Origin of the sequence: Bradyrhizobium huanghuaihaiense, assembly GCF_007830635.1 — a bacterium.
GTDB lineage: Bacteria > Pseudomonadota > Alphaproteobacteria > Rhizobiales > Xanthobacteraceae > Bradyrhizobium > Bradyrhizobium huanghuaihaiense.
In genome coordinates this window covers 172,343-195,519 of the sequence record NZ_VLLA01000008.1, presented here as the reverse complement: position 1 = coordinate 195,519, position 23,177 = coordinate 172,343, and the positions used below count along the sequence as shown (strand labels likewise).

The following is a 23,177-nucleotide window of genomic DNA, read 5'->3' as shown; positions in this document are numbered from 1 at the left end:
GGCTCGCATTGTGTGAGACTTAGCGCAGCGCAGATATGTTCATCGTGATGTGGAAACCTAGCTGGATCCGTTCCCAGGGGTTGGCGTTGCCAACATTCGAGCTTCCGCACTGAATTGGTTGTGCACTCTGAGATGATCTAAACGACCACCATCGAGGCTGACGCCGCTGAAAAGCCAGATCCGTGGATCCAGTCATTCGGCCAATTGACACATCCCGGTCCAGCTGCAGGTAATGTCCTCTGCAAGCGCATTCCCCTCGAGAAACCAAGCATCCCAGATTTCCTAAAAAGATGCGTCGCACACGGCGCAAAACCTTTGCTTGTTTACGGTTGGCGGCGCTAAACTAAGCGTCGGCTGGGGGGAATAATGGTCGCAGAAGTTGCGCATCTTTTGGCGCGAGACGCGGCGCCCGAAAGAATTCGGGCGCTCATTCGAGCCACCATTTCCGAAATCGAGACGGCGTTCGCCACGATTGATAATCTGCAAGCGCGTACCCGTCTTGCCCTCACTCTATCGCTGTTGGAACGCAGTCCTCAGGAGCCGTCTCTTCGATATAGCAGGGTGACTGCAGCGCTTCGCGCCGAGATGAACAAGCTCGATGTAGACGACCGTCACTACTGGATCAGCACCTTCTACACCTTGCTGATGAGCACGTCCTCCAGGCGTGAAAAAGCCACCTATTTCACACCGCCGGCCATCGTTCGCCACCTCATCAGCCAAGCCGAGAAAGCCGACCTGGATCTTACGACTGCGCGGGTCGTCGATCCGGCTGCGGGAGGCGCCGCATTCGTATCAAGCCTCGCGGGCCGCATGACGGAACTCGGCTGCGTTGCGGGCGACATTAAGACCAGAATTTCGGGCATCGAAATCGATCCCCATCTTGCCCTTTTGGGCGAGGCGCTGGTGAAAGACCGGCTCGGATCTCAGCGCAGCAAAAGGAGACTTATTCGCACCGGCGACTCTCTGACCGTTAGCGAGGTCGCAAAATACGATGGAGTCTTCGTGAATCCGCCCTACGGCCGGATTCTGGGTCTAGGCAACGAGATCCCTGTCGAATGGCGCGACTTCTGCGCGCCCGGCCATGTCAATCGCTATGCGCTATTCATTGACCTCGCTTTCCGGATGGCGAAGCCGGGCGGCCTTGTCGCAACCGTGACGCCGTCGAGTTTTATTTCAGGCCCGTTGTTCGACAAGCTGCGTGAGAACATCCGTATGCGGGCAGACGTGCTGCGCATCGACGTACTCGAACGCAAGGATGTGTTCCACGACGTCCAGCAGGACGCATGTGTTTCGATCTTCCGGATCAAGGGCAATTCGCGCTTGGCGACGAAGTCGTTTGCCCCGAAGGTCGGGCGAATCGACCGGAATTGGAAGTTCGCGGAAGACGGAGTCGTGACGACGAACGACGCGGCTCTGACGGCTCCATGGATCCTGCCGGGAGCAGACATCGGCTTCGAAGACTGCCTTGGTCGCCTCAAGGATTACGGTGTCACACCGAAAGCCGGATCGTTCGTTTGGAATCGCGAGACCGCGCGTCTACAGCGCGGGAAGAAGGTGGGAAAAGCGTTCCCGCTGTTCTGGGGCACGAACATAAAACCCGGAAAGGCTTGTCTGCCGCGCAGCAAAGACGATGGAGGCACGGATTTTGTCGTCTACGAAAAGGAGAACTCCGGAATCATCCGCAAGCCGTCCGTCCTGCTGCAGCGCACGACCAACAGTCGACAGCCCCGTCGACTTGTGGCCGCCGCCGTTCCCCGCAAGGTTCTAAAGAAGCACAAGGGGTTTGTTTGCGAAAACCACACCATCGCGTTGGTTCCGGATGGCCGCGCCAACCTCTCGCTGCTGGTCAGGCTGCTGAACACCGATGCCGTCGACAAGCGTTTCCGACGGGTGGGCGGCACGTCGAGCGTTTCCATCGCTGCGTTGCGCAATCTGCCGCTGCCTAGCCCCAAACATCTGCGAAGCGCTATCAAGAAAACGAACGACTTCGAAACCGCGGTCGAGCTCGCCTACTCGATGACCCAGAGCCCTGCATCAGGTCGTAGGGCGGCATGAAACCCAGGAACCACAACGATAGGTTCGGGCGCTCTAACCGGGACCTAAACCCGCTCGCCAGGCAGGAACAGTCGCGCGCACAAGCCGAGCGCGCCCGCATTCTGCTGCAATCCGCTCGCGCACCCGCCCCGGCCACGCAACTGCTGCGACCTGGCGTTTCTACAGCCACGCCCGTCAGGTACTCCACGACCGCCGACCCGACCAACTGGATGTCGATAGATGCCGGCAGACCGCTCATCGAGGCCGCTTTCGATACCGTTAAGGACGCTGCTGACAGAGCGATCATTGCCTGGCCCTCAAGGCCAGGTGGCGGCTTCGTGCCCGCCTGCATTTTCCTCAGGGAGGCGCGTGCGTCGGGGCGCCTAGCCCATGCCACCGTTGGTTACTGGCCTTGGCGCGAGGGAGCCCTCCGTGCAGCGCGCTCGATCCTGGTTTCCCCGGACGACATCGGCCGCGCATCGCTCGCCGCCTACAACGACCCGAAAAAGAGCGACTGGCAGGCCGGTACGCTTGCGCATCAGTCACTCTGCTTGCTCGAGATGCGCCTCAAGGATCTTGTGAAGAGCCGCCCCAGCGCTGCGAGAGTTGCAAGCATCAAGTCCATCGTAATCCGGAGCCCGACGCTGCTGGAGACCACGTCGGTCTTCGCTCCTGACCGAAAAAAGGGCGCCAGCGCATATCAGGTGGCTCCCGACCAAGTCCTGCGTCGCGTGCGAAAGTACACGTCGATGGGCGAACCGAATGCAGGCTTGGTCGAGCACGTCGGCGCCATCGGAGACCCGACCCGCACGCCCTTCGCGCTGCTAGGTCTGCCTCCGGTGCAGGCAGCGGAGGGATTCACGCGCTATCTCGGGTCCGAACGCATCCGACGGCATGGGCTGGACCTGATCGTCGCCGACCTGACGCGCATCGGACGATCGGAAATCGAGGACGATTGGGAACGGAGACTCGACGCCCTATTGACTGCCCTCGATGGCGTCGAGGGCAGGAGACCCGGGGTTCTCGTCGTGGCGGAGGAGTCGTTCATCCATCGGCGGGCGTTCCGGCTGCTCAAGAATCATGCCGAGATGCGACGGCCGAGGGTGAAAGCCCTGCAGATCGGGCTGTACCTGGAAAGCCCGATGTTGCTCGGGGAAGCGCCCGATATGCCGGCCGAGCTGCCTCCGATCTCGTTCCAGGCAGACATCAAGGATGCCTCTCTCGCGCCTCTGCGGAAGGAACTTGTCGCTCTCGGACGCCGGATGCGGGATGAAGGAGCGCCGCGTGCCGCCGAGTCCGTTTCTCGCGTGCTCGCCTTCGTCAGGCGCTGCGCCTCCCTTCCGCTCGGGTTGACGGACGCCAGGGACATCGCCGACATCATCTACGACGAAGACGGCGAGTTCGATGCGGCGCTTCGGGCGCTGTTCCGCCCCAAGATGGTCCTTTCGGACCTGATCGCCGCCGGCGAGCTGCATCCGGTCTTCGCCGGCGACATCAAGAAAGCCGTCCAGAAGATCGAGGCTAAGGTGGCGGATTGGGAGAAGGACACTCCGGTCGCTGCAAAGTTGGCGGAATTGCTCGCCAACCCGGAGATGGACTCGCCGAGAACGACCGTCTCGCTCGCCGACCGTCGCGTCGCCGAGGTGTTCATGGCGTCCGACCGCGCCGTCGGCTACCGCTGCACGGTCGTCGATCACCGAAGCCTGGCAACCCACTTGGCAGTGGTCTCTCCGGCACGCCTGATCGTGGTAGGCCCGACGTCGGAAGCTGTACAAGCGCTTCTTACGACAAAGAGCCGACTGAAGACTTGCTACCTTCTCGGCGACGCCGCCGGCAGCGCGCTGCTTTCGGCGGAGTTATCATCGATCGAGTCCCTATCCGCCTTCCAGTCTTTCGCGGCTCGAGCGAAGCTGCTCGTCTCCGCCTTGAAGCGGGGCGGATCCGACGAGTCGCTGGATCATGCCGAAGCCGAGTTCAGTGTGGCGAGCGTGATCAAGGAGCGCGAGGTCGACCTGACCCAGGCCGATGAGGCCTATCGCGGCGAGGTGATCCAGCTTACCATGCAGAGCGGTCTGCGTCTGGACTATCGTCCCGGCGGCGAAATTCTGCTTCTCTCGCCGGGTGAGCTCCGTCCCTTCGAGAGGATACAGGCTCGAGAAGTGCAACCCGGCCAGCGGATCCTGGTGCTGGACGCTTCCATCCGCGAGCCGCTGCGTCTGGCGATCGCCGGTTCGAGAAAGAGCCAACAGCAGCTCGCGGCGTATCACAGCCACATCGCGGACATCTATGCGAAGACGCCGGGCGATTCTACGACCAGCAAGGCGCGCAACGTGCTTACCAAGATGCACGCCATTGACCCGTCGACCGGAGACGAGATCAACAACATCAAGCGTTGGCTGAAGGCGGATGTTGCCCGGACGACAGTGGAGGGCAGCCGTGCACCGGGGGCCGCACGCGATTGGCCTAGATTTCGCCTTTTCATGGAGGCCGTCGGCGTCGAGGAGAGCCTGTCGTCGCTCTATTGGAGGTTCGCCGTGCTTCCCGCCCGTTCGTATCGGGCTCAGGAAGGCCATTTGTTCAATCAGCGCGTCGTCCAGTTCGTGCTGGATCCGGAGTCCGCAGGCATCTGGAAGTCGATGCAAGGGCTTTGGCAGCAGGTCATGGAGGCGGTCGACGTGATCGAGGACGTCAACAAGGTAGCGTTCGAGGGCGACAATGGCTGAACCGACTGCTGTGGCCGACATGTCTGCCGACGACCGGCAAGAGCTGAAGGAGGCGGTCTGCGACGCGGTGCTGGAGCGCACACGTCAAGCTGTCAGCGGCGACGGCGAATTCGGCAGGATCGTCGTAGGCGACCGCCCCGCGCGAAAGCTTTCGAGCGGTTTTATTCTGCCCCGCCTCGACGAGAACGGCGACGACGAATCCAGCGACATCCGGATCGCTACGCACGGGCTCGACTTCCGGATTCTGCCAAGCACTGCTGGCGCTCTCGTCATCCAACCGGTTTTTAGCTGCTACGTGCGCGCGCTGCCTACGACCGACGAACTCTTCGCGCGAAACGGATGGCTCATACCGCCGCCCGGCTTCAGTCAGGCCGCCAAGACGCAGATCAGGGATCAAATCCGCCAAAGGGCGCAGGCCGAGATTCCCCAAGGCGCGTCTTCCAGCGAGCGCTTTCGCATTCGATCGCAGATATCCCGCGAGGTCCATTTAGCGATGGGCGTTGCGCTGCCTCGCGAGGCTCTCCCTCCCCCGGTCGGCGACAATCCGGAGATCGACGACGCACAGCCCGATACCGGAGTCACCGACCCTCTCGCTCCGACGGGCGCCGAACGACTTCGGATTCCGAGCGCAGTGTCGCAGCGATACGACGTGCCGCAGAAGTGGATCAGATTGGCGGTACCTCTGGAACCACTGACGCTCCCGCTGCCGTGCAACCCGGCGGCCTGGACCACCGCTTCGTTGGCATACAAGCAGGTGCTCGAGACCGCGATCAAGACTTCCTATCGAAGCTGGCTGGCAACCGAGGAAGGCAAGGCGAACGCCTGGCGGAAATTGAATCCTCCATCCGAGGCGTTCTGGTCGAGGGAGAACTGGGAGCGCTTCCTCACCGATGCGCGCGCGCGACCTCCGGCCGAGGCTGACCTCGTACCGGATTTCGATATCCAGGTGCTCGCTCAGGCTCTGCCAGACCCGCTGGTCGATGGAGCTTTCTCCGTGCGGATCGCGCTGGAGAACCTGCAGGAGAACGACTCCGCGCAGGAGTCCGGGCTTTTCGGCGTTGCTCTCGCGGTCGACATTCCGTTCGACGCCTTGGGTCCGATGCGCCTAGAGCGCGTCCGCCGCAGTTATCATCTGGCCGGCTTCATGACGATGCCGGCGATCGGCGTCAATGGAGGCGTCGAAGATCTCGGCACCTTCGAGGAACACCGTAGGCTTCGTACCACCTGGATGCCGCGCTTCGTGTTGCCGCGCACCAAGGCGACCGAGATTTCGGACGTTGTCACTCAATATGAGGCCCTCTCCTCCGCCGATACCGCAATCGGTTCGCTCGAGGCGCTCACAGCCGAGATGGATCGCTGGATCGATCGGGTGGCAAGAACCACTGCCATCACTCAACCGGGCGAGCAGGGGACGGAAGCGGACGAGGCTGCGCAACGGACGAGGTTCGAAGACGACCTGCAGGCCTGGCGCCGCGAGGCGGATCGGATCAGAAAAGGAATCCGCCTCGTCGCTCGATCGCAACAGGCTTGGCGCAGCGACGCAGGGTCTCCGGCCGCGATCCCGTACCGAGCGTGGCTACTCCTCAACCGGACCTTTGCGGGAGCAAACCCGGCGTCGCAGGATCAGAGGCCCGGCTGGCGTCTATTCCAGCTCGCATTCGTGCTCGCGCACGTGCCGACCTTCGCCTCGCGCGTTCCTGCATACGCGGACGAGTTCGATGCTGCCTTCGATGAAGATGCCGCAAGCCTTCTCTACATGGCGACCGGCGGCGGCAAGACCGAGGCTTTCTTCGGCGTGCTCGTCTTCGCGCTCTTCATCGATCGCCTGCGCGGAAAGGCGCGCGGCGTCACGGCCATGATGCACTATCCGTTACGCCTTTTGACCGTGCAGCAGGCGCAGCGCCTCGCCCGGCTGCTGGCCAAGGCGGAGATGGTTCGGCGTCGCGAAGGGGTGGGGGGCGCACCGTTCGAGGTCGGCTTCTGGGTAGGCAGCGGAAATACGCCGAATACCACCGAAACGAGATTGGGCACCTTGTCGGACGAGATGAGGTGCATTCCCGTCGTGGGCAGTCCGCGCGCCCGAGACGAACAGGCGATCCTCGACGGACAGGAAAAGGCGGACCGGGAATACGTCACAGCAAACGCGGCCTGGAACAAGCTACCCCGCTGTCCATTCTGCAACTCGGCGCGCGACACGGGCTTGCGGCTCTACCCCGAGCGGCACAATCGACTGGGCATCGTCTGCTTCAACACCCGGTGCGAATGGAATGTGGAGACGAGCGACCGGCAGGGCCAAGCCGAGCCGCTCCCGTTCCTGATGATCGACACGGACGTCTACCGGGCCGCACCGTCCGTGCTGCTCGGCACGATCGACAAGCTGGCCCTCCTCGGCCAGAATGTCAGCACGATCGATAAAGTCGCGGGCATGTTCGGCATGGCCCGGTACGTGCAGGGTGGCCCCTTGGGGCTGCTGCACATGGTTGGCAGCCCCCAACCGAACGAGACGCCGGCGGACTACAGACGAGTGGCACCTTCGTTTCGGTCCGGAGAAGAGGTTTTCTTCGATCCGTTTCCGAGCCTGATCGTCCAGGACGAGATGCACCTTCTCGAGGAGAGCCTCGGCACGTTCGGCGGCATCTTCGAGACGGCCCTCTTTCAATGGTTGACGCGCTTGGCGCCCTTGTTAGGAAATCGTGTGGTGGAGGTGCCATCGGCGCCGGGCCGGCCCCGCCTTCCTCACGTCATCGGCGCGACAGCCACGGCGGCCGACGTCGCCAAGCACACGCGCGCACTTTACCAGCGCAGAGTTGTCCAGTTTCCGCATCCCGGTCCGGCCCTTCACGAAGGCTTCTACACCCGAATGGCCACTTTCGAGCCTGAGGGCGACGCAGCAGGGGCGAGGGCTGCTTCCGGGATCACACCTCGCGGGTTGGAGCTCGCTGCCCCTTGGGGCCGCGTCTACGCGAGCCTCATGACCAATGGCCGGCTTCACACGGTCACGACATTGTCCGTTCTGGCGGCACATGCGGCGACGATAACGAGATGGCAGCGCGACCTGAGCGCGACCGACCCGACGCGGCAAATGAGGGCGGCGGAAGAGATGATATCCTGCGTCTCGACGGCACCGTGGTCGGAGCGGCGGGTTGCGGCTCTCCGGTCAGCCGCGCAGGACGGCCGATACGACCGGCTGGCGCAACTGGTCGATCTGCATCGCATCGAGCTCACGTACGTAACCAACAAGAAAGGTGGCGATCAGATCCTCTCGGCGCTGGAAACCGAGGTGCGGGAAGTCCATGCCGCCATGGGCGTGCAATACGCCCTCACCGACTTCTCCATGGAGCTGATCTCGGGCGGCGTGGATATCGCCGACATTCAGGGCGTCATCCGCAAAGCGGAGTCGAGTTTCGATCCGATGGCCGATGACATCTCCACGGCGCTGCGTGGAATCGTGGCCACATCGGCGATCTCGCACGGCGTGGACGTGGAATTCTTTAACGCGATGGCCTTCGCGGGCATGCCGTCGGACATCGCCGAGTACATCCAGGCATCGTCCCGCGTCGGGCGCACGCACGTCGGCTTTTCGCTGCTAATTCCCATTCCGCAGACCCGGCGAGACCGGTTCATCGTGGAGGTCCATGAATCTTTCCATCGACTTCTTGAGCGGATGATTTCTCCGCCCGCAGTCGAACGATGGGCTGATCGCGCCATCAAGCGGACCATCCCTTCAATGGTGCAGACCTGGCTCGCCGGCGTGAGGCACAACGAACGCTTCCTTCCCGCGCCCGACGATCAGAAGGGCCCAGTGGCGCTTCCCTCCACGGTGGAGGCCGCGGCCAGGCTGCTGCGTTCCCGTCAGGAGTTCGACGATTGCGTCCGCTTCGTCGGCGCCGCCATCGGCATCGGAGCTCCGATCGGGTCGCCTACCAATCCGGAATATTACAGCAATCTCGCCCGTTCCGAAGTTGAGCGCATTCGGCAGGTGCTTGACAGCAAGAACTACACCGGCAGCCTCAACGATTTCTGGAAGGCCACCAACACCGACCTTATGCGACCGATGACTAGCCTCCGGGATGTGGACGTTCAGGGACGGATCGAAGGCAGCCGCCGTTCGCAGACGAACAAGGCGATTACGGAAGAACAGTTGACCGACGCCATCTCCATGATCCGTAACCGCGGCGTCGCACTCGGAAGGCGTGGCGCCTACAGCGAACTCGACAGCGGTGCAGACACGGGACAAAACCCATGAGCAAGCCCGATACGATGCAAAGGTCGCGTGGACAGCTTGCGACCGCCTATGCACCGCACAGCCTCTTTACATTCGAGGGCGGGTCTGGAGCATGTTTTGCGCTGCCGAGCCCGGGCAATAGGACGGCTGGAGACGAACTGCGCCCCAACACGCAGCGCATGATCTCCGAGCAGATCCAGGAATATTTCGAGGCTTGGGCAACGAGGGCCAGGCGAGGCACGAACCTCCGGCATGACGTACCGTTGAACCTGGCCGTGGACGGACGCGTCATTAGCGACGACGCTGTTCGAGTCCGCTTCGGGGATCTCGCATTCCAAGTGCCGGATCGGGTTGGGTACGTCCCCTTCCCTCTCTCGTTCGTCTGCACTCGTTGCAAACTGCACCGGCACAGCGACCGGGTCGAGCGGCTCGCCGATGAAGCTGCTCGGTTCAGGAATGCATGCCCCTCCGGCGCCGACAACTGCGCCAACGACTGGCAGCAGCTGGATGTCGTCTACGCGCACTGGTCCGGAAACGTGGAGCCGATCACGCCGAAGTATCGGTCGTGGCAGGACGGTCAGGTGCGCGACCTGGACCGCTGCACGTCGTGCGGCTCCGATCGCTTCTTGCTTCACCGCCCTCCGGGGCGGCTCGGCAACTGGGAATTCCAGTGCGTAAACTGCAAGCTGCCGAGGCCGATGCAGCAGAGGGACCTGACGACGCTCGAAGAGCTCGGCCCTCTGCTTGCCCAAAATCAGGCGCTGCCGGCGGAGATCAATATGGAGCCCGTCTCCTACCGGGCCTCGGCTGCCTACTACGTCCACGGGGACAGGCTCCTTGTGTTTGATCAGGAGCGGTACATCCAACTGCTGGGATCGGCGCAAACGACGCTCCTGAGCGCATTTCTGTCGACCGAGTACGGCTATCCCCCGACTAACCTCGACGACGCCGAAAAGGAAGCGCTGCTACAGGCGGCCGGACAGTCCGCCCAATGGGACACGTATCGGCGCGTGAGAGATCTCATAGCGACCCTCGAACGAATGCCCCAGATCGAGCCTGCAGCCATCGCCGCGCAACGGGAAATGATCGCTCGACAGGAAGCCGAGTGGAACGAGACGGTCTTCGCCGGACAGTTCGAGGCCGTGGAAGGCATCGACAGAGCCTGCCGCGAACGGGGCGACTATGTGCGGCGGTTCGATCCGGTCCGCATGGCGCTTGAACACAAGACCCTCACCGAGGAGCGTCTCCAAGGCCGCCAAATGCCTGACGGCAAGAGTGCCTCGGTCGACGTGACGATCCTCGACGACTTCCTGTTCCCGGACGATCTCGATGCGGACGCACGCGCACGACTGCTGGATCAGGTGCGCCTCCGTAGAGACCTGCTGGGCATCGAGGAGATGCGGCTCGTCCGCGACGTGCGGGTCTGCGAATACACTTTCGGCTACACGCGCACCAGCTCGTCACCCGTCGTCATGCGGGACAAGGCCGGATCTGCCGAAATGCCCGTGCGGTTGCGCTTGTTCGACAAGGTCCCGGTTGGGGATCGAGCTCTTCATCCCGTGCTCTGCCTGATCCAATCCAATGAGGGGCTGTACGTCCGCCTGAACGAGGCGTGCCTGCTCGAATGGCTCGAAGCGAATCAGATCCAGTTGCCGGTAGCCGATCCCGGCGTCCGTCTGGGAGGCCGCCTCATCGAGCAGTTCGCACGGATGGCCAACGACGAAGACGTTCGCTTTTCGCGTTTCCTCGACGAATATCGCCGAGAACGCAGCGTTCCCCGGCTGGCATACCCCTATGTCTACACGCTGCTACACACGATGGCCCACCATCTGCTGGGCATTTCTGCGTCAATGTCCGGATTGGACTTAGGATCGTTCGGCGAGCACATCTTTGTCCCAGACCTTGCCTTCCTAGTCTACCGTCGCGGCATGACGATGGACCTGGGTAACCTGTCATCGATGTGGCGCGATCGGGGTGACCCCGCCTATGGCAACGAGGTGTTGGACCGGATGGTCGATCCTGCCAGTCTACGCTGCGGATCTGAAAGCGTGTGCAATCACCGAGGCGGAGCCTGCCCCGATTGCCTGCTTATCCCGGAGACCGCCTGCCTCACTCGCAACGAACTGCTTTCCCGCTCCGTGCTGATCGGCCGGGGTTTCCCACGCTGGGATGCCGAAGGACGCGCTCTCACGGGCTACTATGAAGTGGCGCGACGGCGAACGCGGGCGGACGCCACGCCATGAACGCGACGATCGGAAGCTCGCTTTCGAGATCGCTGGTCAGCGAACTGGGCGATGACTGCGCGGCAGCCGCCCAGTTGGCCGCAGCCATCGCCGACCGTCCGGCCGGCACCATCGATAACGCCAGCTTGGGATTTATGCCGAGAACCACGCTGTCTCGCGTCGCTGCCGACTTCGTCAGACGCGGTTGGCTGACGCCATCCGATTCCGGGTGGAGGACCGGACCGGCCCCTCTACCACGCGCCGTCGTTTCCTTCTTGGAAGGTGCGGCCGCGATGCGCTCCCACGATGCGTTTCGTGAAACGGCCACCGCCATCGTGACCATGCCGCCCCCGCCGAGCGCAATCGCCGCGGCCCTTGGGCAGACAGGGATGGCCTACGCTTCACTTGTTTCTACCAACGAAGCACTGCAAACAGTCGCCGACAAGGCCATCGACACCTTTACGATCATGACGCCGTTTCTGAACCAGGAAGGACTAGAGTTCGCGCAGCAGCTTTTCGCCAGAACTAAAGCGCCGAAGAGAAGGCTCATCGTCCGCAGACCGGGTGATGCGACGCGCATAGTCCTCAACAACGCGGCGACGCTGGCAAGGCTCGGCATCGAAGCGTTCGACTACACAATCGAGGCCGAAGAAGGCTATGAAACCTTCCACGCAAAGGTTGCACTGGCCGACAATGAACTTGCTTACGCCGGTAGCGCGAACATAACCGTCTTCGCTAGACACTCAATGGATCTTGGATTTTTAGTTGAAGGTCGGTCAGCAAGAGTGGTCGCAAACGTCGTGCGTGCCGTCGTCAAAATCTCTTCGCGCGTACCCCTCGGCTGACTTCCCCCGCCGCTCCAGAAACTCCTTCGTGGCCTGCTCCATCACGTCCCAGGCAGCCCGGCGGCGGAAGGCGACATGCTCGACGCGGAGGACCATCTGGACTCCACACGCTGTCGAGGGCCGACGGCCGGCACCCTTCAGTTCAGTCAGATCGAGGAAATTAGTCCCTGGGACGGCGCTCTCTCGCCGGAGGCCGAGGCTCAGGTCGAGTAAGCCATCGGCCGGGCGGAAGTGCGCAGCGCGACGACCTGCAAGCTCTACGCGAGCCCATCATGGCGGCCTGGGGGCAAACGACGCGCTGCGAGGCGCATCCCATGCGCCTCATGCCGGTCTAGGCCATGCGGGACGGCCAGCACACCGGCGATTTCGCCGAGGGAATCATCAATCAGTGCGACTCTCCTTCTTTCGCCTGATTCAGCATGCTCAGATGTTCATCGTTAACGACTGGCGCGGCTCGATCTCGACGACGAGCGTCGGATCGAAATCGGGGTTCTCGCGCATGCCGTTCGCCAAAGCGTCACCACGCGGATTGCAGACCACGTGAGGCCGTCTACTATGTCGCTACTGCCGTACAGCCAGGAGTGCATGTCCTTCGTGTTGACGCTCGACGCCGGACCCATATGCGAGACGCACACCGTCTCGCCTTCGTCCTGCGTCGAGAGCACTCGCTCGAAGAACGCGAAGGATTCCTTGTGCATGCGCAGCGTGTCGCTCGGCGACAGGCGGTGCCGGTTGTTGCCAGCTCCCATCCTAATTTCGACGTAGTCGTTGTGCCGGTCTCGCCGGCTCCACCTATCGTCACCCAGCCGACCGTTCTGGCTATAGTACATCGCCTGCCTCCCCGTCCATCCGGGTGGCAACAGGCTGAAATCCGACCACAGCGTAGCGCCAGCGATCCTGACACCAAACTCGTCGAGATGCAGAACGTCATTTTGCAAGAGATCGTTTCCCAAGCTCGCAGCGATCTCGCGCCCGCGCGCCATCTGGTCTTCGTGGAACGTGTTCTCTTCTCCTGGAGCGCGGTAGAAATCGTGATTGCCGGGCACGTAGATGCACCGCTTCACGCCGCCGCATAGGTTGTTAGCGATCCAATGCAGCCCGCGGGTCATGGCGTTCGTCGTGTCGCCGATGACGATTAGCACGTCGGCCTCGACCGGCGGCGTCGGACAGCCGTAGCGCTCATGATCGATGTGCTGTTCTGACTGAACTGCGAGCAGCGTCAACCAAACCTCCGCTTCGGTCCATAGCCTCGGTCGCTATCGGTCAGGTCCTCGGCAGGGTAGTAGTTTCGAAAAAAGCAGCACGCACTGCAACGACTGCACCGAGCGGATACCATCGATGCGGCCTCCCGACACGCCGGGGATGAACCTGATAATCGCCGCCGTGTTCGCCGCTGCCCCAGTTTGTCGACGTTCGGACCCGCGAGCGAGTACATGATGTCCCCGGACGTGCGCGGCCGCATCGCGGCGAGCTGAGGTTCGCTGACGGTCGCGCGCGCCCAGACTCCGACCTGCAGCGCGATCGTGCGCTCGTCGAGATCGAGAACACGCTGGGCGCTTGCGGAGACCGTGCGGGATGTCAGCGTTGGTGATCTCGACGCTCAAGGCTTCACTCCATCGTTCTCGAAGTCGTCGCCACTCTCCGGATCCACCAGCGGCGGCAGAGTAGCGAGGTGCGCCTTGATCTGACTGAGCCGCACCGGTGCCGGACCGAACACGTCGACGCCGATGTCGCAGCTCTGATTGTTGCCGGGTAGACGGCCGTGGTAGTGGCCGTACAACATCAAGGCACCACGCTTCATCCGCGGCCAAGATCGCCACGGATAATGAGCCAGGACGCAGTACGTGCTATCGACGGTCACGTAGGCCACGTCGTGGATGCTGGCCCACGGCAGGCTCAGGGTGTTGGGCCCATCATGGTTGCCTTTGATCAGTCTTTTGACGCCGGGTAAGGAATCGAACAGCTTGCGCAAATCTTTCGGGTCGGCGCGGTGCGCGAAATCGCCGACCACGATGACCTCATCGGTCGGCCTGACGCCCGACCAGGCTGCAGCCATGGCGTCGTTCATCTCCTCTACGCCGGCATAGGGGCGCGTCTCAGGGCAGAACTTCAACATGGCGCCGTGGAAGAAATGGCAGTCTGCTGTCAAGAACGTGCTCACTGCACCCTCCCCTTGTCCTGGAACCACATCGCCTTGGCAGCCGCGAAGTCGGCGGGGTGCGGGTCGGTGTCGCCGTCGCCCTCGCCGGGTTCGTAAATAAGCTCAATAAGCCTGCAGAGCAGGACCTCGCTTGGCTGCGTGACGAGGACGTGGCCTGGCGCGGTCTGGTCGTTCGAATGAAACCTCACAGCCCGGTCCTCTTCGTGGCGCCAGCTTTGATCCAGTCCTTCACGTGACGCATGGTGTCGGCGTGGGCGCGCAGCTCCTTCGCCGACGACAACGGCATCGCTGGCCGAGACGAGCACCTCAGCACTGGGCGCACGATGATGATGCCGCCGTCCTCGCTTATGACGGCGCAGCCGCGGTCAAGACTCTGGTCCGTGATGAACCTCATTTCGTCTCCTTGTCGGCGCCGACCGCCTTTTCATAGTCGCGCCGCGCCCGCTCCTGCTCCTCGGGAGTTATCTCGGACCAGCGCACGATGACGTCACCGTAGAGCGGGTCGTGGATTTCGGGCTCGCTCATCACAGCCTCCATCCGGGCGTCGGCCGACGCTCGACCTCGACGACCAGAGCCTGATCGAAGTCCGGATTCTCGCGGCCGCCGGGCGCCGGATAGCCGCGCGGATTGCACAGCACCCGCACGTCACCGACGGAATAATCCAGGCTGCGGTGAACATGCCCGTGCAGCCACAGCTCGGGCGCCGTGTCGCCGGTCATCAGATGCTCGAGATCGCTCGCATAGCAGTAGTCGAGCTGCTGGAATCCGCGCGGCTTCTCCGGATCCCAGCCGCTGAGCGATCGGTACGACGGGCACATGTGCGTGACGACGACCGTGGCGCCGTCGAACGGCATCGCCAGCGTCTGCTCGATGAAGGCCACCGAGCGCTTGTGCGCGTCGACCGTGTCGCCGGGCCGCAGTTTGTCGCGACCCCGGCCGCGGCCGGTCTTGATCATCGAATAGTCGTTCATGCGGCGCCGAGCCTCCTCCGCCGCGTCGCCCCACATCATGTGCGGCGGTCGGGCCTTGAACGAGCTCCAGAGCGTGCTGCCGATGACGCGCACCTGCTCGCCCGCGACATCGAACACGTCGACATCGTCGTCGAGCAGGCTGATGCCGAGCGCGGCGGCGACGTCGCGCATGCGCTCGCGTTCGGCCTCCCACGTCGTCTTCAGCGACGGATCGCGAGCCACGATCTTCGGGTTGTTCTCCGAGTAAAAATCGTGGTTGCCCGGGACGTAGACTAGCGGGATCGACGTCTCGGGATAGAGCCGCCTGACGAGCCGCAGCGCATGCGATCCCGGCGCCATCGCATCGCCGGCGACGACGATCACGTCGGCGTCGACGACTGGCCAATCGCCTATCTGGTTGCCAGCGATGTCGTCGTGCAGATCGCTGACGGCATGGAGGCGGATGCTCATGCGCTAGATGCCGTTCTCGTCGACGAACTTGTCGACGGCGGCCGCGAGCTTCGGCTCAGCGCCGTGCGCAGCGGCCGCGATGACCTTCCGCTCGACCTCGGCGAAGTGGCCTCCCACGTACTGGAGCGCCGAGCGCAGCGAGTTCGCGTTTGCGGGCCAAGTGCTCGCCACCTCGCAGAGGTCATGCAGGTCGATGTGCGACTCGAGCTGACGGAACATCGCGGTGATGTGGATGAGCGAATGCGAGACATCGTCTGCAGCGCCCTGCGCGCCTCGTACAACCTCGTTCTGGGTCTCGCTGGTGATGATGGGTTGCCTCTCCCGTTCTGGAAATCGACCGATCGTTAAAGAATTCGACCGCCGATTAACAAATCCTAGAGTAATGTTCGCCTAGTGTTGCTTATTGTCGTACAAGTATCGTTCTAAGTCAAGCCCGAAGGAGCTCTCCTGTGAACCACACGAACTTCAACCCCAGCACTTTCACCGCCGGCGCCGTGGGCGGATCCTTGACCCTCGCCGGCGCCTTCATCGGCGCGGTGCAGGCCGCAGCCGAGCTCAACACCGCGAACCAGTGGGCGCGGTACGACCGCGGCCAGCTCCAGAAGATCTTGAACGTCTCCGAGCTGCTGCGCGAGCACGCAGTGCGACGCGCCGAGCGCGCCGAGGCCGAGCTCGATGCCCTCAACCGCCTCGCGCTCAAGCGGGTCGGCGTGCTGCCTCGCAGGTAGCGTCGACAGCGAAGACCGGAGCCGGCTGACGTTGGGCCGGCTCCGGAGCCCACTCCTTCACCGGCGCCAGCGTCTGCACTTTTCTCACGCCAGGAAGCCCGTACAGGCCGCGCACATGAGCCTGAATGGCCTGTTTTTCAGCGGAAACGATGGTTTCCGCCTCGTTCGCCGTCAGGCCCGGCAGCCACGCCTTCACCGGCCGAGGCAGCCAGGACGGCACCGCCACTGGGCCGTCGGCGATGAGGGACTCTACGCACCAGTGCCAGATCGCGTCGGCGATCCGCTTCCAGTTGTCCTGCTCCTCGGCGTCGGCCGCCGCCAACCGAGCGACGAGATCCTGCACCGCCGGCGTGTCCTCGGCGGGCGGCGCGGAGCCGCCTCCGAAGAGTGCTGCGGCCAGGCGACCGGGGACCGACAGTACGCCACCGGCGAGCGCGAAGACGGCGCGCAGGGCGGCGCCGACCGCGGAAACGATGCTCTTCAACATGGATGGGTGTCCTCCTCTTTCCGGCGACCATGAGAGCACGGTCGTCCGCAATTCCGAAACGGCCCGGCTCCGGGAAGGATTCGGAAACCGTCTTGACACCTGCCGACGTCGGACGCATTCTGTCCGACGAATGCTGACGAAACCGTGAAGGAATCGAGTGTGAAGGAATCCCCGAAGACCCAGGCCGACCGCATCGACGTCGTGGCGACGACGGTCTACGGCGCGTACGGCCGGATGTCCCGCCTGGCCGCCGGTCTCGGCATCAGCCGCTCGCGCTTGTTCGACTATCGGCGCGGCGCCCGCACCTCCCGCGACATCGACGGCATGCTCATCGACCTGATCGACCGCGAACGCGATGCCGCCGCCGCTCGCGTGTCGGCGCTGACGGCGCTGCGCAACCAGATGCTCGGTCTGATCGCCCGCGCCCGCAAGCAGGAGCGCCGCGATGCAGCTTAGCCTCCCCCTCGAATGGAGCGCGCCGCGGCCGGCGCCGGCGAACTCGACGATGCCGTGGTCGGAGGCCGACTACGGCCGCCTCGCGGATCTCTATGTCGAGACCGGCGGCGATATCCGCGCCATCGCCGCGCTGATGGGGCGCAGCGCAACGGCCGTCTGGACCAAAGCGAGCAACTTGGGCCTCGCGGTGACGGGCAACGACGTCAGGCTGCGCAAGTGCCTCGGCGACGGCTGCCGCGGCCAGAAGCTGTTCATGAGCCCCGACAGGGGCACGCGCATCTGCCCGCGCTGCAAGGGCGACCGCCATCTTCCCTGGGGAGTCTACTGATGTCCGAAGTCATTCGCCTCGACGACCACCGCAAGGCGCCCGAGCCCGCCGTCGTTCACGTCGACCGCGTGATGACGGTCTTCGGCCGGGACTACCCCGTGCGCCGCACTTCGATGAACGGCAGGGTCGGATGGTTCTCGGTCAGGGATCCGCGCGGTCAGATGATGTTCGTCAAGACCGGCGACCTGCAGGACGCGCAGATCGTCGACATGATCGGCGCCTGGGTCGACGGCTACAACGTCGGCCGCCGCGAGGCCGCGCGCGCCGCAGTGCGCGGCGGCACGGGAGACATCGTATGACCAAGAAGATGCCGAACACGAAACACTGGCAGGACACCTGGGAAGCGCTCGATCGCATCGCCGGATCTAGCAAGCGACGCTACGGCGAGGAGCTGTTCGGCCTCCCGCGCGGTGGCCTGCGCGCTCACATCGACCGCCACGACATCACCCATGAAGAGCTGGTGCGGATCGAAGACCTTATCGCGGCGGCATTCCGTGCGGTGATAGAGGATTGGCGGCGAGGCCTGGAAGAGATCGAGCGCGACGCCCGCGTCTTCGATGGCAAGTCCGCCGTTCGCCGCTTCGAGGTCAGGACGGCCGAGATTCAGGACTGCAACGACTACGCAGAGGCGTTCGCGAACCAGTGGTGCGAAGATAACGTGATCGGCTGGAAGAAGAAGGAGGCCGCATAGTGGTCGGAGGATTCCCGCAGCGCCGGCCCGTGCCGGCTAAGATCGCAGAGGTGCCGACGGTCGCGGCCGAAGACGTCGAGTTCGACGAGGACGGGCGACTCCGCATCAGCAAGCCGCTCGCGCCGGCGCCGACCCGGCCCCTGCCGAGCTACGCCCGCCCGCTGCCGCCGATGCCAACGGCGCCGAAGCCGACGCTGCCGAAGGTCGGAGGCCTGCCGCTGGTGCCGCGTCGCCCGACGGCGCCGACCGTCAAGCGCGAGGGGGAGCTGCCGCCGACGAAGGCCGCGACGCCGGCGACCGCCGCCGTGAAGCCGCCGCCGACGCCGTACGTGCGCAAGCCGCCGTCGCAGTATCTCGACCCGGAAAGCATTCCGTACGACCCGCCGCGAAACTATCGGGGCCGCTGATGAACGAGCAGAGCGAGATGGACTTCGGGATTTTCGCTACCGCCGCCGCGAACCACGCGCGCCGCCGCAACGCGCCGCCGCAGCCCGACCGCGATGGCCTCTTTGACGCCGAGGGTGTCACGATCATCGCCGGGCGCCGGCAGTGCGCCGTCGAAATGGGGAGCGAGCTGTTCGCCGACATCCGGTTCAAGGAAACGAAGGTCCGCGCGACGGCGATCGCGCCTGGGCGGTGGGATCCGGTGGCCGCGCTGTCGGCCTGCACCAAGGCGCACGGCAACCGGGCCTACGAAGTCGACTACGCCGCGGCGAAGCCGACGAACCCCGGCGGCCTGGACGAAATCGGGATCGCGCGCGTAGTCGGCGCCGACGGCCTCAGGCCGTACCTTTCGAAGAAGGGCCGGTACTTCGAGGCTGCCTATGGTGTGTGGGCTCCGGTCGAGCGGCCGCTGGAGACGGAGCAAGGATTCCGCGAAGCGTTCCGTGTGTCGGCAGGCAAGCCGACATGGGCGTTCCGCAAGCTGTTCGACGGTTTCGCTCCAGACGGGCGCCACCGCTTCACCGGAGACTACCGCGTCAGGCGCGCCCTGCGGGGCCTCGAAGACGCCGGCCTCGTCCGGATCGAGCTCGGCCCGCGCGGCGGCATGGCGACGGCGAAGGTCACGTGGCTGCCGCGCGCGTATCTGGCGCCGGAGCGCCTCGCGAAGGAGGACGAAGCAGCCATGGAGATGCTGGCATGAAAGCCTCGGATTACACGATGGACCCGCGCAACTCGCTCGCGATCCGATTCCTTCAGAGCCGCCCGATCCAGATCGGCACGTCCGGATTCCTGATCTCCGTCGCGCAGGATCTCGACAATCGCGGCAGCCTCCTCTCGAAGGGGCAGAGAGAGTCCCTGGAGAGCATCGCCAAGAAATCGAACTGGCAGCCGCCAGACCCGCTGCCACCGGCGGTCGACGACCGCGGTGAGCGCGTGCTGGTCTACGTCACGCCCGGCCATCATCCGGGCAACGAGTTCATGCAGGCGCTCGGCGAGCAGTACAAGCCGCTGGGAAAGATCGGCGTGCGCGTCGTGCACCATCCTGTCTTCATGGCCCTGCTGGACCCGCGCCGCTTCCCATGGACGCGCCGTATCGACTCTTCACCAGTCTCGGCGCCTACGAACTCACGGGCACCGGATGGGCGCGCGCCGGCTTCAAGCCGCGCCACCCCGAGTCCGCCGATACGCTCAACGACGTCGTCTCGCCTCTGCTGTCGACGCAGGACAGCGAATTCGTCTTCCGCAACCGCCTGATCGACGGCTCGAAGCGCGGCGGCGGCAGGACGTGGTGGGTGTTCGGCGAGCGCAGGGCGAATGCCATCCGCGAGGTCGGGTCGAAATGCGCCTGACGCCGGCGCCGTTGCACCTCCTCGTCGCCGTCGCGCGCGGCGCTCGGCTGCGGCATGTCGACGGCTGGTTTTCCGTGATCAAGCGGAATGGCGACTTCGAGCGCGTCCACGGCCGCTGCGTCAACACGCTGATCAAGAACGGCCTCGTCGAGCGGATCGACAGGTTCGACTGGCGCCTTTCCGACGCCGGCGCGGCTTGGTTGGCCGCGAACGGGATTGCGGCGAAATCGGACAAACCTCGAAATTAAAGGCGGCGCCGCCCAGGTAGTAACGGGGGGCGTCAAGGAATCGGACATCAGCGGTGATGGCGTCACCTGTGACGCTCAACGGGATCGCACGGTGCAGTGACGGCAGGATACCGTGCGATAATGTGAAGCTAACTGACCTTAACTTCCCTTCGGCACCACGTCCGGACCCGAGCGCCGATGTGAGAATGCAGGGGGCTAAGCGGGTTCCCCGCCCCCGCGTTCTCACCTCGACAGAGCCGGCGCCTGCAGAAAACGCATTACGGCTGCAGAAAAAGCATTATTTCGGGGGCCTTCGGCAGAAAATGCATTACACCGGCGGAAAAAACTTAATTCAGCCGACCCCCGGCAGAAAAAGCCTCACTCCGCCGGGCGTCCAATGATGGCAGCTTGAACTAGCTGCCGGCGCCGTCGAGCAGTCGCTGGATCTCTCGCTCGAGGTCGAAAGCAAGGTGATTTACGCACCACGGCACTTTGACGCTGCTCGTTGCCATTGCAGCTTCAACAGACCTCATTCTGCTCGGCCTTGCAATTTTTCTGTCGCTGTGACTCTCTTGATTTAGAGGAGCGAAAACGATGCCAGCCAATCATCCCTGCGATCGCCTCTTTAACGATATCCTTGAAACGTTCGAGCGCATTGCCCGTGGCGCCTCTCCGAATTGCGCGGATGTGCTGGTTAAAGTTCTTCTCGACTATGGACTTGTTCGGCCAACGGTACGGGTGATCGACCGCGACTCGCTTGGGCCCATCGTTCGTCACGGCTATTCACTGTCTTCTGACGTTCGATCGGAAATGGCATCTTCGCTCAGTTGAGCATGAAGCGGTGATCACTCGCGCTCGAAGTTGCCTCAACGTTTACGCTGGTGCCCTGTCCTCCCTTCGATCATGCCACTGCTTCGTCCGGAAGCTTCAAGACCGTCAGAATTTCCTCATCCGGCAACCGAAAGGATTGCTCCTCGACCTCGAAGCGATCGCACCCCTTGAACCCGAACCACGCGTCGGCCGGCATCTTCCTCGGAAAGTTTTCTTCGGCGGCCTCGTTGAACAGCATGTCCGCGGCGAACGTCGCGCGATCCAGCGAGTCCAAGGGGAACCACCACGGCTGAAGCATCGGAGATCTCTCGAACCAGCGCCGCTTCGTCTTGTTGTAGCAGGCGATTATGATGGGAAAGCGGTTCAAGGCTGTCATCTTGAAGAGCGTCGCCGTCAGACTCGCCGAATATTCTTCGGCAATCTCTCTGGCTGCCGCGAGCGTCGGCCGCTTCACGCGGCGCAGCCTCGGGCTCAACAGGTAATTCGGCAGAATGAGGTCCGACGCGAACGCATCCGCTTGGCGCTCGGGGTCGAGTGGGCTGTTGGCGAAGTTGCAGACGTCTCGCCCGCCGCAGAAGAGCATCTTGCCCTTATGATGGTGCCAGTGCCCCAGTTCATGAGCGAGCGAAAACCGGCGGCGCTCGGGAGGGCTCCGACCGTTTACGGTGATCACCGCCCTTCTCTCGGACCCGACGATGGTCGCTTCGCAGCGATCGAGCGGACGATAGTTGACAACCGCGCCGCGCGTCCACGCGATGGCTTCCAAGTCGATTTCGCTTGGGGCCTCGATTCCCAAGCCTTTGAGAATGCGCTCGGCAGGGGTGAGCGCGATCATTCGTCCTCCGAATCCTCGGCCTCAAGCGCCGCGAGTTGGGCAATGTCGTCCAACATACCCTGTTCGTCGCCTTCGGATAGACCTTTGCCTTTCCGCGCCGCCATCATGTCGAATGCGTCGGTCGCTTCGCCGGCGCGCATAGCATCCAGCTTTCTCCGTGCGGCATTCCTGCCGTCCAGATTGGCCCTCGTCGGCCGGGATTTGAAGGCCACGACCGCTTGCCTGGCCTGCTCGAACCTCTTCTTGGCGGCCACGGACTTGGCGTGCGCCGTGGCGGCGTCCATTTCCGACACTACGGCGTCGGGGTCGATGCCCATCGCCGCGAGCTCCTCACGCAGCTCCTCCGAAGAAGCGGCCAGAATGCTCTCGTCGATCGCGTCGTCGAGCTTGCTGAGCTCGTCCTGCGAGGTGCGCTTACCGGTCATGACCGAAATCCATCCGGGAGCTTCTTGGCCAAGGTCCGTCTGATCCGCTTCATGATGTAGTCGTAGCCAGCTTGATCGACTCCGATCTCATCGCGCAATGCCTTTCCTCGATTCTGGCCCGAAATGGCGATGACGGCCAATTGCGCCTCCTCATCGCCTTCGAGGGCTTCGTAGATGACCTTGATGACGTCTTCGGCCTGCTTCTCGATTAGCAGCGCCTCCGGGTCGAGCTGATCCGAGGCGAGCTGCTTCTCGCCGCCGTCATGCCCACGGCCGTCCGAAGTCAGCGACTCCGTGCGGCCGAGCGCCTTCCTGCGGTGCGATGCAATGCTCCGCATCGACTGCGCCAGGAACGCGACGAAGGATTCCTCTCTCGGGCAATGGCGTTGGCCGACGATCGCCTGGGTGAGGGCCTCCCGATAGAGCTCGTTCTCCTGGAAATCGGTACCGCCCCGCCGGCGCCGCTCGATGAGCCGGAGCTTCCGCTTGTCGTCGGCGGACATGGAATCGAGCTTCTCCAGCACCTCCTCGGGAGCAAGGTGCTCTGTCTCCGGGGCGGCGGTCACGCCGCCTTTCGGGGATCCGCTCTTGTCGTCCATGGTCTTGAAGACCCTATGCCGTGCTCGGCGACGGAATCGGACAAAAAACCGTCCCGGGCGAAAAATAAATGCTGTCCGAATCCGCGCCTCTTGCCGGCATACCCCGGGAGAAGCCGAAGCCGGATGAAATAGACCAGCTTCGGCGT

26 protein-coding genes are annotated in these 23,177 nt (G+C 63.6%); 15 read left to right on the top strand and 11 right to left on the bottom strand.

Annotated features, from left to right (window positions below; translation table 11 throughout):
• Nucleotides 1-366: 366 nt before the first annotated feature.
• From IQ16_RS18690 to IQ16_RS18670, 5 genes are read left to right on the top strand one after another with little or no spacing between them, the layout of a single operon-like run.
• A complete protein-coding gene (locus tag IQ16_RS18690; RefSeq protein WP_018643568.1) occupies nucleotides 367-2,055 on the top strand; it encodes an Eco57I restriction-modification methylase domain-containing protein in 1,689 nt (562 codons plus the stop codon).
• A complete protein-coding gene (locus tag IQ16_RS18685) occupies nucleotides 2,052-4,757 on the top strand; it encodes a hypothetical protein (RefSeq protein WP_018643569.1) in 2,706 nt (901 codons plus the stop codon). Before IQ16_RS18690 ends, IQ16_RS18685 begins: the two co-directional genes overlap by 4 nt.
• Nucleotides 4,750-9,003 (top strand): DEAD/DEAH box helicase family protein, encoded by a 4,254-nt coding sequence (locus IQ16_RS18680; protein WP_018643570.1) that lies wholly within the window; start codon nucleotides 4,750-4,752, stop codon nucleotides 9,001-9,003. Before IQ16_RS18685 ends, IQ16_RS18680 begins: the two co-directional genes overlap by 8 nt.
• Entirely contained in the window at nucleotides 9,000-11,225 is a 2,226-nt protein-coding gene (locus IQ16_RS18675) for a hypothetical protein (RefSeq protein WP_018643571.1), read from the top strand. Before IQ16_RS18680 ends, IQ16_RS18675 begins: the two co-directional genes overlap by 4 nt.
• Nucleotides 11,222-12,049 carry a phospholipase D-like domain-containing protein gene (locus IQ16_RS18670; RefSeq protein WP_018643572.1) on the top strand — a complete coding sequence of 276 codons (828 nt, stop codon included), beginning with the start codon at nucleotides 11,222-11,224 and terminating at the stop codon, nucleotides 12,047-12,049. The genes IQ16_RS18675 and IQ16_RS18670 overlap by 4 nt, the downstream gene beginning before the upstream one ends.
• A 437-nt stretch (nucleotides 12,050-12,486) precedes the next feature.
• Here IQ16_RS18670 and IQ16_RS18665 read toward each other — a convergent pair whose 3' ends face one another.
• From IQ16_RS18665 to IQ16_RS18640, 7 genes are all read right to left on the bottom strand, one after another.
• The gene (locus IQ16_RS18665; protein WP_051122992.1) at nucleotides 12,487-13,272 is read right to left on the bottom strand and encodes a metallophosphoesterase family protein; all 786 of its coding nucleotides are present in this window, start codon (nucleotides 13,270-13,272) and stop codon (nucleotides 12,487-12,489) included.
• Nucleotides 13,273-13,649: 377 nt separating this feature from the next.
• Nucleotides 13,650-14,210 carry a metallophosphoesterase gene (locus tag IQ16_RS18660; protein WP_063710349.1) on the bottom strand — a complete coding sequence of 187 codons (561 nt, stop codon included), beginning with the start codon at nucleotides 14,208-14,210 and terminating at the stop codon, nucleotides 13,650-13,652.
• Nucleotides 14,207-14,398: a hypothetical protein gene (locus IQ16_RS18655; RefSeq protein ID WP_018643575.1), complete on the bottom strand. Its 192-nt coding sequence runs from the start codon at nucleotides 14,396-14,398 to the stop codon at nucleotides 14,207-14,209. The genes IQ16_RS18660 and IQ16_RS18655 overlap by 4 nt, the downstream gene beginning before the upstream one ends.
• Nucleotides 14,395-14,604, bottom strand: coding sequence for a hypothetical protein (locus IQ16_RS18650; protein WP_018643576.1), 210 nt, complete (start codon nucleotides 14,602-14,604; stop codon nucleotides 14,395-14,397). Before IQ16_RS18650 ends, IQ16_RS18655 begins: the two co-directional genes overlap by 4 nt.
• On the bottom strand, nucleotides 14,601-14,735 hold the full coding sequence (locus IQ16_RS47325; protein WP_283812184.1) for a hypothetical protein: 135 nt from the start codon (nucleotides 14,733-14,735) through the stop codon (nucleotides 14,601-14,603). Before IQ16_RS47325 ends, IQ16_RS18650 begins: the two co-directional genes overlap by 4 nt.
• Complete coding sequence (locus IQ16_RS18645) at nucleotides 14,735-15,631, bottom strand: metallophosphoesterase (RefSeq protein ID WP_018643578.1); 897 nt, start codon at nucleotides 15,629-15,631, stop codon at nucleotides 14,735-14,737. Before IQ16_RS18645 ends, IQ16_RS47325 begins: the two co-directional genes overlap by 1 nt.
• 3 nt (nucleotides 15,632-15,634) lie before the next feature.
• Nucleotides 15,635-15,850: a hypothetical protein gene (locus IQ16_RS18640; protein ID WP_018643579.1), complete on the bottom strand. Its 216-nt coding sequence runs from the start codon at nucleotides 15,848-15,850 to the stop codon at nucleotides 15,635-15,637.
• Nucleotides 15,851-16,080: 230 nt separating this feature from the next.
• Here IQ16_RS18640 and IQ16_RS18635 point away from each other — a divergent pair, with 230 nt between their 5' ends.
• Nucleotides 16,081-16,359: a hypothetical protein gene (locus tag IQ16_RS18635; RefSeq protein WP_018643580.1), complete on the top strand. Its 279-nt coding sequence runs from the start codon at nucleotides 16,081-16,083 to the stop codon at nucleotides 16,357-16,359.
• Here the strand turns inward: IQ16_RS18635 and IQ16_RS18630 are convergent.
• The gene (locus IQ16_RS18630; RefSeq protein WP_018643581.1) at nucleotides 16,328-16,846 is read right to left on the bottom strand and encodes a hypothetical protein; all 519 of its coding nucleotides are present in this window, start codon (nucleotides 16,844-16,846) and stop codon (nucleotides 16,328-16,330) included. The genes IQ16_RS18635 and IQ16_RS18630 overlap by 32 nt on opposite strands.
• Before the next feature lie 159 nt (nucleotides 16,847-17,005).
• Here IQ16_RS18630 and IQ16_RS18625 point away from each other — a divergent pair, with 159 nt between their 5' ends.
• From IQ16_RS18625 to IQ16_RS18585, 9 genes are all read left to right on the top strand, one after another.
• Complete coding sequence (locus IQ16_RS18625) at nucleotides 17,006-17,302, top strand: hypothetical protein (RefSeq protein WP_035666585.1); 297 nt, start codon at nucleotides 17,006-17,008, stop codon at nucleotides 17,300-17,302.
• A complete protein-coding gene (locus IQ16_RS18620) occupies nucleotides 17,292-17,630 on the top strand; it encodes a hypothetical protein (RefSeq protein ID WP_018643583.1) in 339 nt (112 codons plus the stop codon). Before IQ16_RS18625 ends, IQ16_RS18620 begins: the two co-directional genes overlap by 11 nt.
• Nucleotides 17,630-17,929 (top strand): hypothetical protein, encoded by a 300-nt coding sequence (locus IQ16_RS18615; protein ID WP_018643584.1) that lies wholly within the window; start codon nucleotides 17,630-17,632, stop codon nucleotides 17,927-17,929. The genes IQ16_RS18620 and IQ16_RS18615 overlap by 1 nt, the downstream gene beginning before the upstream one ends.
• Nucleotides 17,926-18,321 carry a hypothetical protein gene (locus IQ16_RS18610; RefSeq protein ID WP_018643585.1) on the top strand — a complete coding sequence of 132 codons (396 nt, stop codon included), beginning with the start codon at nucleotides 17,926-17,928 and terminating at the stop codon, nucleotides 18,319-18,321. Before IQ16_RS18615 ends, IQ16_RS18610 begins: the two co-directional genes overlap by 4 nt.
• Nucleotides 18,321-18,728, top strand: coding sequence for a hypothetical protein (locus IQ16_RS18605; RefSeq protein ID WP_018643586.1), 408 nt, complete (start codon nucleotides 18,321-18,323; stop codon nucleotides 18,726-18,728). The genes IQ16_RS18610 and IQ16_RS18605 overlap by 1 nt, the downstream gene beginning before the upstream one ends.
• Entirely contained in the window at nucleotides 18,728-19,465 is a 738-nt protein-coding gene (locus tag IQ16_RS18600) for a hypothetical protein (protein ID WP_018643587.1), read from the top strand. The genes IQ16_RS18605 and IQ16_RS18600 overlap by 1 nt, the downstream gene beginning before the upstream one ends.
• A gap of 17 nt (nucleotides 19,466-19,482) precedes the next feature.
• Nucleotides 19,483-20,019, top strand: coding sequence for a hypothetical protein (locus tag IQ16_RS18595; protein WP_145831657.1), 537 nt, complete (start codon nucleotides 19,483-19,485; stop codon nucleotides 20,017-20,019).
• 85 nt (nucleotides 20,020-20,104) lie between these two features.
• Nucleotides 20,105-20,362 carry a hypothetical protein gene (locus IQ16_RS18590; RefSeq protein ID WP_018643589.1) on the top strand — a complete coding sequence of 86 codons (258 nt, stop codon included), beginning with the start codon at nucleotides 20,105-20,107 and terminating at the stop codon, nucleotides 20,360-20,362.
• Between the two features lie 573 nt (nucleotides 20,363-20,935).
• Nucleotides 20,936-21,172, top strand: a complete 237-nt coding sequence (locus tag IQ16_RS18585) for a hypothetical protein (protein ID WP_145831656.1) — start codon at nucleotides 20,936-20,938, stop codon at nucleotides 21,170-21,172.
• Nucleotides 21,173-21,242: 70 nt separating this feature from the next.
• On the opposite strand, the gene IQ16_RS18580 is transcribed toward IQ16_RS18585, so the two are convergent.
• Genes IQ16_RS18580 through IQ16_RS18570 form a run of 3 tightly spaced genes read right to left on the bottom strand, consistent with a single transcriptional unit; the run spans nucleotide 21,243 to nucleotide 23,031 of the window.
• Nucleotides 21,243-22,007, bottom strand: coding sequence for an ImmA/IrrE family metallo-endopeptidase (locus IQ16_RS18580; protein ID WP_018643590.1), 765 nt, complete (start codon nucleotides 22,005-22,007; stop codon nucleotides 21,243-21,245).
• The gene (locus tag IQ16_RS18575) at nucleotides 22,004-22,432 is read right to left on the bottom strand and encodes a hypothetical protein (RefSeq protein WP_018643591.1); all 429 of its coding nucleotides are present in this window, start codon (nucleotides 22,430-22,432) and stop codon (nucleotides 22,004-22,006) included. The genes IQ16_RS18580 and IQ16_RS18575 overlap by 4 nt, the downstream gene beginning before the upstream one ends.
• Complete coding sequence (locus IQ16_RS18570) at nucleotides 22,429-23,031, bottom strand: hypothetical protein (RefSeq protein ID WP_018643592.1); 603 nt, start codon at nucleotides 23,029-23,031, stop codon at nucleotides 22,429-22,431. The genes IQ16_RS18575 and IQ16_RS18570 overlap by 4 nt, the downstream gene beginning before the upstream one ends.
• Nucleotides 23,032-23,177: the final 146 nt, after the last annotated feature.